This window comes from Chloroflexota bacterium, assembly GCA_035652535.1.
Taxonomy (GTDB): Bacteria; Chloroflexota; UBA6077; order UBA6077; family SHYK01; genus DASRDP01.
Genome location: DASRDP010000116.1, coordinates 1 through 8,872, shown reverse-complemented (window position 1 = coordinate 8,872; position 8,872 = coordinate 1). Strand labels below are relative to the sequence as shown.

Annotated in this window: 8 protein-coding genes; 3 read left to right on the top strand and 5 right to left on the bottom strand. The window is 65.9% G+C overall.

Features of this window, described 5'->3' with window-relative positions:
- The coding region (locus tag VFC51_14645; GenBank protein HZT08260.1) for a hypothetical protein at positions 1-867 on the top strand (867 nt) is incomplete at its 5' end.
- On the opposite strand, the gene VFC51_14640 is transcribed toward VFC51_14645, so the two are convergent.
- From VFC51_14640 to VFC51_14630, 3 genes are all read right to left on the bottom strand, one after another.
- A complete protein-coding gene (locus tag VFC51_14640) occupies positions 850-2,040 on the bottom strand; it encodes a Gfo/Idh/MocA family oxidoreductase (protein ID HZT08259.1) in 1,191 nt (396 codons plus the stop codon). The genes VFC51_14645 and VFC51_14640 overlap by 18 nt on opposite strands.
- Positions 2,041-3,756, bottom strand: a complete 1,716-nt coding sequence (locus VFC51_14635; protein HZT08258.1) for an ABC transporter substrate-binding protein — start codon at positions 3,754-3,756, stop codon at positions 2,041-2,043.
- A gap of 144 nt (positions 3,757-3,900) precedes the next feature.
- Positions 3,901-4,338 (bottom strand): amidohydrolase family protein, encoded by a 438-nt coding sequence (locus VFC51_14630; protein HZT08257.1) that lies wholly within the window; start codon positions 4,336-4,338, stop codon positions 3,901-3,903.
- On the opposite strand from VFC51_14630, the gene VFC51_14625 reads away from it, so the two are divergent.
- A complete protein-coding gene (locus VFC51_14625) occupies positions 4,339-4,740 on the top strand; it encodes a TraR/DksA C4-type zinc finger protein (protein ID HZT08256.1) in 402 nt (133 codons plus the stop codon).
- A gap of 88 nt (positions 4,741-4,828) precedes the next feature.
- Positions 4,829-5,572 (top strand): PHP domain-containing protein, encoded by a 744-nt coding sequence (locus tag VFC51_14620; GenBank protein ID HZT08255.1) that lies wholly within the window; start codon positions 4,829-4,831, stop codon positions 5,570-5,572.
- 145 nt (positions 5,573-5,717) lie between these two features.
- On the opposite strand, the gene VFC51_14615 is transcribed toward VFC51_14620, so the two are convergent.
- Positions 5,718-6,203: a hypothetical protein gene (locus VFC51_14615; GenBank protein HZT08254.1), complete on the bottom strand. Its 486-nt coding sequence runs from the start codon at positions 6,201-6,203 to the stop codon at positions 5,718-5,720.
- A 216-nt stretch (positions 6,204-6,419) separates the two neighbouring features.
- The coding region (locus tag VFC51_14610; protein ID HZT08253.1) for a hypothetical protein at positions 6,420-8,872 on the bottom strand (2,453 nt) is incomplete at its 5' end.

The following is an 8,872-nucleotide window of genomic DNA, read 5'->3' as shown; positions in this document are numbered from 1 at the left end:
AACTACGAAGTGCTCTCCGCCCCGCCTGATAAGCGCTTCGTCACCAAGCACTTCCACGCCTGCAACTACCTCCAGGGGCTGGAGGGCAACATGGACAACACCCACGTTCCCTTCCTCCACCGATTCCAGCGCAACGATTCTGCCGCCCGGGTCCTTGCGGATCACCCAGCGGAAGGGCCGCCAGCCGCGATCTTTGGACCTGATGAGGACGGCACCTTTTACACCCGGTACGCGCGCGTGGAGGAAACCGACTTCAGCGTTTGGGCCTATGATAGCGACGGTCTCGGCGGGCCGGACCTCATCCTCCCCAGCCTCGCCATGACCGGTGGGGGCGCCCAGGCCGCCGGCGACGGCTATCAGATCTACTGGCGAACGCCCATCGACGATACCCACCACTGGCTCTTCGTCATTTCCTTCAAACGCTCCGGCCCGATCTCCGACCAGCACCGCTACAATCGAAGCTGGGCCATCATGACCCCCGACTACCATTTCATCCGGAATTCCTCGAATCGCTACCTGCAGGATCGAGAAGAGCAGCGCACGGCCACCTTCACCGGGATGGGCTCGGTCTTCATCGTGCAGGACGCGGCGGCGAACGAGACCCAGGGGCCGATCCAGGACCGCACGAAGGAGCGATTGGGAGCTTCCGACATGTCCATCGTGGCTGGGCGGAAGCTCCTGCTCAGAGCCATCCGGGCCGTTCAAGACGGACGCGAGCCACCCGGCGTGATCCGTGACCCGCGGGTCAATGCGCGCGATCCCATCTTCCTCAAGCGCAACGCGCCGCCAACCGCGGCGGAATGGGAGGCAATCCTGCAGGAGACCGGTGGCCGATGGGTTCGCTCGCTCTCAGAGGCGCGCGAGTAGCCGGTCCATATCCTGGATTGGGTCCGCCCCATAGGTGGCGCGGAACTGGTCGTTCAGCGCACGTTCGTGCGCTGACTCGGGCCCGAGCTGATCGCACGTTGCCGGCAGGGGACTCCCTCGACGGATCGACTCGAGGAGGAGCAGGTTCAGCTCGACATCCCGTCGCGCTTGCAGAACGCCGTAGTCCACTGGGCCGTCCGTCGTGACGGCGTGGTGAAGGCTCGACAGCTCGGACGCCCGCGCCAGCTCGTCGAAGATCCGTCCTTCGCTCCGAGCATCGCCATCATGCGCGATGTGCGCGCCGAAGGGACTGCGATACTCGACCGGCGGGTCCGTCTCGTAGTAGCACCGCACGAGGTACAGATCGCCGGCGCCGTCTCGGGCTAGCTCCATCTGCTTCGGGTAATCCCGCGGAACGCCCGCCTCGACGCGCCGCAGCATGTGGCCGGGCCCGTCGCCGGTGATGATGAACCCCTCCGTCCCCTCGACGGAAAAGAACCGCGGGTGTCCCCGTCGAACGGGTGATAGCCAATTGGAGGTATAGGTGATCGACCCGATAACGCCATTGGCGTACGTGAGGAACCCCTGAGTCCAGGTCTCGGTGGAGAATGCGTGCCGGATGCCGCGAATCTCGACGGCGTCGGTCCCCGCGTAATGGCGCATCAGAGCCATCGAGTGGTGGCAGCTATCACCTCCGGACGGCCCGTAGAAGCTCGTAACCCGAATGACCTCGCCGATCAAACCCGCGGCGATGGCCTGGCGATTGAGTGGCTCCGCCGGCCGCCTCCACATCTGCTCGCCCACGACGATCTTCACCTTGCTCCTGGCTTCGACCTCGGCGATCGCGTCCATCATCGCGCGAGTGCTGGCGAGGGGCGCCTCGACGAACATGTGGGCGCCAAATTGCGCCGCCAGCTCGACCAGCAGGTGGTGGGTCTCCCGCGGTGTCGTGATGACCACTGCATCGAGCTGCTCCTGGGCCAGCATCTCCCTGGGACTGGCGTATGCGCGCGCATCGGCTCGTGCCGCCGCTCGTTCGGCGACCTCGGGCATGAGATCGCAGATGGCGACGAGGTCGTATAGCTCGGGAATGGCCAGCACCGACGAGATGTGCTCACTGCCCCGCCGGCCCGCACCGATGACACCGATCCGCAGTCTGGTGGCTTGGCTCATCTAGTCGCGGTCCCAGAGGTAGGCGTGGCGCGCCGCCGCGCCCGAATCGACGGTTGCGGGATAGTCGTCGGCCATCGCGTGGATGCCCTGGCGTACGGCCACGAACGACATTTTGAAGTACAGCGGGAGGATCGGAACGTCGTCCGCCAGCAGGTCGGCCATGCTCTTGATCACCTGCGCCTGCTCGTCACCGACCGTTGTGTAAAGCTGGTCGATCAGCCGATCCAGCGCTGGATTGACGTAGTGATTGAAATTCGCGCCAGACCAGCGGTTCTCCGCCAGCGCCTGCAGCCGGCTGTCGAACGCCACGAACACGGAGTCACCCGATCCGCGGTCGTTCGTATCGACGGCCGGGAAGGTGGATCGATATTCGGGCTGGCGGGCGCGCGCGGCGGCAGGAATGACCTCGTTGACTTCGAGGCCCGCCTGGCGCCAGTAGTCGGCCGAAATGGCGACCTCCCGAGCATAGGTAGGGAACCCGCGCATCTCCACCCGTACCGGCGCATCCTGCCGATTGACGAGGCGCCCGTCGGCGCCGCGCTGCCAGCCCCCTTCGGCGAGCTGTTGAGCGGCCCTCGCTGGATCGTATGGATAGCGCGCGAAGGGATGGCCGACCACCTGGCCGAGCGGATCGGTGCGACGAACGAACGTGTCTCCGCTGGTGTCCGGAAAGCCCGGCACGATGGCCTCGCGTACCGCGTCCCGGTCGATGGCCTGGAGGAGCCCGCGCCGAATCCGGACGTCGCGCAGCTCGGGCGGGTCAACCCACCGAGGATCCAGCTGGACCGCGAAACGGAGCCAGTTGTTCTGGCGGGCGAGCACGCTCCCGCCGCCATTCTGCCGCCATTCGTCGCGGAGCTGGAGCGCCACGTCGGCGTTCAGCGCCTGCTCGGGAATCAGGTCGACGGCGCCAGCCTTCAGGTGGGCGAGCGCGGTATTGGGATCCTCGATCGCTTCGACCACGATCCGGCTGATCTTCGGCCGACCGAGGAAGAAGTCGTCGAACCGCTCGTAGACCATGTTCTGCCCCAGTCCAAAGTCGACCAGCCGAAACGGTCCGAGATTGACGTATTGGTCTGTGAAGTACGGAAGATCGAGAAAAGCCTCCTTATCTCCTTCGAACGCGTCCCCGAGGATTGCTTTGGGAAATGGCCACAGGTCGCGATGGCCGAGATAGAGGGCGCGATAGAACGTCGTGGGCCAGGTTACGCGAACCGTGAGCGGGTCGAGGGCTTCCACCTGCTCGGACTTGGCCAGCCCCGGACTGAGGGGTGAAGAGTCGGCGGCAAAGCGCGCGACCTGTGCGCTGAAAACGACGTCGTCCGCGGTAAATGGCGTGCCGTTGTGCCACTTCACGTCCGGTCGCAGCTTCCAGGTTACCTCCATACGGCCGTCCGGTCGCATGGCCATCGTGCCGTCGTCGAACGACGGCAACCGGGCCGCCGCCCGCGGCTCGATGTTCCCGTTGTCGTCTTCGGAGGTCAGGCCCACGGTGTGGATCTCGGCCAATGAGGCGCCGCCGCCCGAGGTGCTCGCAAACCCCCACGGCCCAAAGCTCTTGGTCAGGTTGAGCTGCGCGATGACCAGCGTCTTGGGTGCGCCTTCGGCATTGGCCGAGCTAGTTCGACCGGTCTCGGTGTGGCTTGGCCGGGTCGAGCAGGCTAGCAGCACGAACAGCGGAAGATACCGGGCAACGGCCCAGAACACGGATTTCATACACAGGCCGCCGTTTTCAGAGTTTCGAGTCGCGATTGTACGTCGACCCGCTATCGCGGCGAGCACCGGCCGCGATCCCGGATCACCGGCTCCCACGCTGGTCGCCGTGGCGAATCACGGCCGGGCCACCGGGACCATGACCCATCATACCTGCAGCAGTCGCTGCGCGGAGCGGTCGAGGATCGGGTCGATGTCGGACTGTCGGAGTCCTGATCGTTCGATGTAGTCGACGCACGGTCTGACGAAGAGATGGGGAAAATCCGTCCCCAGCATAATGTGGTCGGACCCGAACGCCGCGCCGGCGCATCGGAGCGCAGGCCCGTAATTGTTGACCGTGTCAAAGTACAGCGTGCGGATCACCTCGGCAGGGTTCGTGACCGCGGAGCTTTCGCCGCCATGGGCCATGCGGCGAAGGTGGTCCTCAACACGCTGGATCAGCAACGGTAGCGTCCCACCCAGATGCGGAACGATGATCCGCACGTCAGGGTAGCGGGCCGGCTCGTATTTACGGACGATTGACGCGCGGCAACGGCTCCCCAAATGGCGCTGACCTATCGTAATCGGACAAGAAGGGAGGGTCACGTGCCAGAGAAATCGTCGCGCAACCCCGAGTCCGAATCCAACGACGACCTGGAGACCAAGAGCCGGCGGCTCAGCCAGCTTCGCCGGTATGTCGACGAGAGCACCTTTTCGGATGACGAGCGCGGGATGAAGGGAGATCTCTCCACCGCGGATCAACACCCGAGCGACACCGCTGACTTTACATTTGAACGGGAGCTGATGGAGACGACGCGCGAGATCATCGACGAGGAGTCCGCGCAAACGCACGAGGCGATGCGGCGGAAGGCCGAGGGGACATACGGCATCTGCGCCGAGTGCGGAAAGCCGATCGCACCGAAGCGGCTGCGGGCGCGCCCGCAGGCAACGTTGTGCATCGACTGTCAGCGGGATCGAGAGGAGCAGCGCAGGGCCCAGGCATCCTAACAATAATGTTACCGTTGTTTACGTTTTTGTCAGCGAATGGGATGGGCGGGTAGACTCTACCGGCCTCGTATCGGCCGGGGAGTCCGCGTTGGGTTCGGCAATCCTGCATCTGCATTCCACGTTCAGCGACGGAATGTCCACGGTCGATGAGCTCCTTGACGACGTCGAAGCCCACGGCGATATCGATATCCTGGGGATCACGGATCACGACGATTGCCGGTCATTCGAGGCCGCGATGGACTGGAAGGCGAGGCACCCCGATTCGCGGGTCCAGCCCATCTGGGGCACGGAAATCACCGTATTCGGCTTCACCCACGTGCTGGGGTTTAGGATGCGCGCGCCCTACCCGACGGAGATCCCGAAGAAATTCCTCGCGCTGAAGAAGGCCACGGCGCAGCTTCGGGCAATGGGTTGCTATCTCGTCGCGCCGCACGTCGACGCACCGGTGGTCGGCATGGGGCGCCGGCGCCTCGGTAAAGTCGCCGTCGAAATGGGTTTTACGGGGTACGAGCTCCTCACACCCTACTTCACGGCACCGGAGACGCTCCCGGAGCTCCGCGCAATCGGCGACCGGTGCAACCTGGTGGCCCTCGGCGGTCCGGACGCGCACTTCATCGAAGACCTGTACCGAATCCGCCTCCGGTTCCCGGGACGCACCGTCGACGACTTCGAGCGATCGTGGATCGAGAGAACCGTTGTTCCAGAGATCGGCACCGAGGGCCCGAAAAAGACGTTTCGCCGGCGACTCCAGCAACAGCGGCGCTCGCTGGTCGAGCACCCGACCGAGCAGGTGCGATCCTGGATGCGGAACCGCCGCGCCGCGCGCGTCTGATCTCCTGAATCCCACCCGCAGGCAACGTGGTCCCTCTCCTCGCAAGAGCGGGGAGAGGGACCCGAAGAGCGATATCTGTCCCCCATCGGTCGGAGAGGGAGGGAAGAGCCCGCGAGGGGAGCCTGGTCAGCCCCCCGTTGGCCACTCAGCAGGGGAAGCAGTACGAGCCGCCCCCGGAGCCCATGCCGCCGGGGTAGTAGCCATTGTAGCCGTACCCATACCCGTAGCCCATTCCGTAGTAGCTGTACGGCGAGTAGCCGTACGCGTACGATGAGTACGGATAGTACCCATAGTTGTAGTTAGACGGATAATTACCGTAGCTATACGACGGGTAATACCCATAGTTATAGGAGCTGTACGGGTAATAGCCGTAGCTATAGGAGCTGTAGGGGTAATAGCCGTAGCTATAGGAGCTGTAGGGGTAGTATCCGTAGTTGTACGAACCGTAGGGATAGGAGCTGCTGTAGCCGGAGTAGGAGTACGGAGAACCGTACCCGTAGGCGCTTCCATACCCGTACGGATACCCGTACCCGTACTGCGCGCTGGCCGGCATGGCGGTTGCCGCGCCGATCATGAGCAGCATGGCCGCGGGGAGCACCGCCCGGCGAAGGTGGCTGGACAAGATGCGCATGAAGGACCTCCGAGGACTGTCGCCGCCAGGTGGCGGCGGGGATCAATTCTGGATCGCGATCGGTGAGGCCGTCGGCAGGGTTCAACGCAGCCGGTCGGGCTCGGCGCTTCCGCGCCCCTGGACCGGCGGCCCGCGCCGCGCAACAACCTGATTTCCTCCCCCGTACATCCTACAGGAGCCGGCTGCTTGTGTCCCTCATGGGGACAGCGCGCGCGGTCAGTGGAAATCGTGCGAGACGCGGATGAGGCGATCGGTCTGGACGTCGGGCCGCTCGAAGTGGTGGGCGACGATGTGCACGACGGACCCCTGGCGCTGGGCTCGCCCGTGGACGGCGAGGAACGGCTCCGTGAGGATCAGCGTGCGCTGTCGTTCGAGCAGGCCCGTGTAGACCACCACATTCGCCATTCCGTATTCGTCCTCGAGCGACAGGAACACCACGCCCTTAGCGGTGCTCGGCCGCTGCCGACAGACGACGAGCCCGGCCATCCGCACGCTGGCCCCGTCCGGCGCATCCGCGACCTGGGCGCTGGTCATGAACGGGTCCTTCGTGCGCAGCGAGGAGCGCAGCAGCGCCATCGCGTGCCGACCGGGGGAGAGCCCGAGCACCTCGTACTCGGCGGCCACGCCCTCCCACCGCGTCATGGCGGGCAGTGTCACCATGTCCTGCTCGATGGGGAGGGGCAGGAGCGGCTGCCGCGCCCTGTCCCCCTTCTTCCCCCTCGCTCGGATGAGCGAGCTACGGTGAAGAGATGCCATGCTGAGCGCAGCGGAGCGTCTTGGAGAGGGAGATCCCTCGGGCTCCGCCCTCGGGATGACAGAATCGGTAAGGGTGAGGGCCGCCGCGCCGGCCGGGACGAGCCCGACCTGCCAGAGCAGTTCCCGACGCCCCTCGGGCTCCGCCCTCGGGATGACAGAATCGGTGAGGGTGAGGGCCGCCGCGCCGGCCGGGACGAGCCCGACCTGCCAGAGCAGCTCCCGACGCCCTCCGCGCTTCGGCCCCCGGGCGCCCAGCTCGTCGAGGGAATCGAACGCGCCGGCCAGCACCAGCTTCTCCAGCACGTCCGACTTCAACCCCGTGCGGAGCGCGCAGTCGAACACCGACACAAAGGGCCCGCGCTCCCTGCGCTCGGCCACGATGGTCGCGGCCACGCCCACGCCAGCGCCCGCCCCGGACCCGCCCGGCCGACGAACGCCCAGCCCCTTCACGCTGGCGAGGCCCAGACGAATCCGCCGGTCGGTCTCCACAGTGCAGGTGACCTCGCTCAGATTGATGTCCGGCCGAACGATCTCGATCCCATGCCGCCGCGCATCGCCGGCGAGCACCTCCGGCGCGTAGAAGCCCATCGGCTGATTGTTCAGCAGCGCCGCGTAGTACTCCGCCGGGTATCGGTACCGCAGCCACGCCGACTCGTATGCGAGGAGCCCGAAGGCCACCGCGTGGCTCTTGGGAAATCCGTACGCCGCGAACCCCAGGATCGCCTTGAACGCCGCCTCCGTCGCCGCGTCCGGGATGCCCCGGGCGCGGGCGCGGGCGAGGAACTCCGGCCAATCTTGATATGCCAGCTCGGCCCCGTTCCGTCGGTTCAGATTCCGGCGCAGCCGGTCCGCCTCACCGGCGCTGTACCCGGCGACCGCCATCGCCACCTGCACGACCTGCTCCTGGTAGAGCACGACCCCCAGCGTATCTTTGAGCACCGGCTCGAGGCACGGATGGATGTACTCAATGGTGACCGCTGGGAGGTCGCCCTTGGCGCCCTCGCGCATCTGGCGGCGGTACTCCATGTACGGGTGGAATGCGCCGCTGACGATGGGGCCCGGCCGCACGATCGCCACCTGTACCGCCAGATCGTCGAGGTTCCGGGGCTGTGTGTGCGCTAAGGTGGCGATCTGGGCGCGGCTCTCGATCTGGAAGAGCCCGATGGTGTCGCCGGCACAGATGCTGTCGTAGATCTCCGGATCGTCATGCGGGATCCGTCCCAGGTCCGGCCGTTTCCCATGGCGCCGCTCGACGGTATCGAGACACTCGTCCACCAGCGAGAGCATGCCCAGGGCGAGGAAGTCAATCTTCACCATCCGCGCATCGTCGACCGCGTCCTTGTCCCACTGGCACATGACGCGTCCGGCCATGCGGGTTGGCTCCAGCGGCACGATCTCCTGCAGGGGGCGGGCGGAGAGCACCATACCGCCAACGTGCTGGGTCACGTGGCGCGGCATGCCGATAAGCTGCTGAGTCAGCTCGACGAGATCGCGCCAGAGGGGCGCCTCGACCTTGCCGCGAAAGTCGGGCAGCCGCCTCATCTCTTCGGCCATGCTGAGGCTGCTCCACGCGTCGGAGAGCTTGGCGAGGTGGTCGATCTCCAGAGCCGGCAGGCCGAGCGCCTTTCCCACGTCGCGGATCGCCGAGCGCGTGTGGTACGTGGAGTAGGCGCACACGAGCGCCGCGCGCCCCTCGTCGAACTCGGTCCACACGCGCTTCAGCAGCTCCTCACGGATGTCGCGCGGGAAGTCGAGATCGATGTCTGGGACGGAGGGCAGCTCGTCGTTGAGGAACCGCCCCAGGAACAGCTCGTTGGCGATGGGGTCGATGTGGGAGAGGCCGATGAGGTAGCACACGATGGAGCTGACGGACGAGCCGCGGCCCCGGCCCACCGGACGCTCGTCCGGTGGGA

What these genes read in the sequence shown, in the direction of transcription:
- VFC51_14640 (HZT08259.1), bottom strand. Translation starts at nt 2,040, where the DNA reads ATGAGCCAAGCCACCAGACTGCGGATCGGTGTCATCGGTGCGGGCCGG.
- VFC51_14635 (HZT08258.1), bottom strand. Translation starts at nt 3,756, where the DNA reads ATGAAATCCGTGTTCTGGGCCGTTGCCCGGTATCTTCCGCTGTTCGTG.
- VFC51_14615 (HZT08254.1), bottom strand. Translation starts at nt 6,203, where the DNA reads ATGCGCATCTTGTCCAGCCACCTTCGCCGGGCGGTGCTCCCCGCGGCC.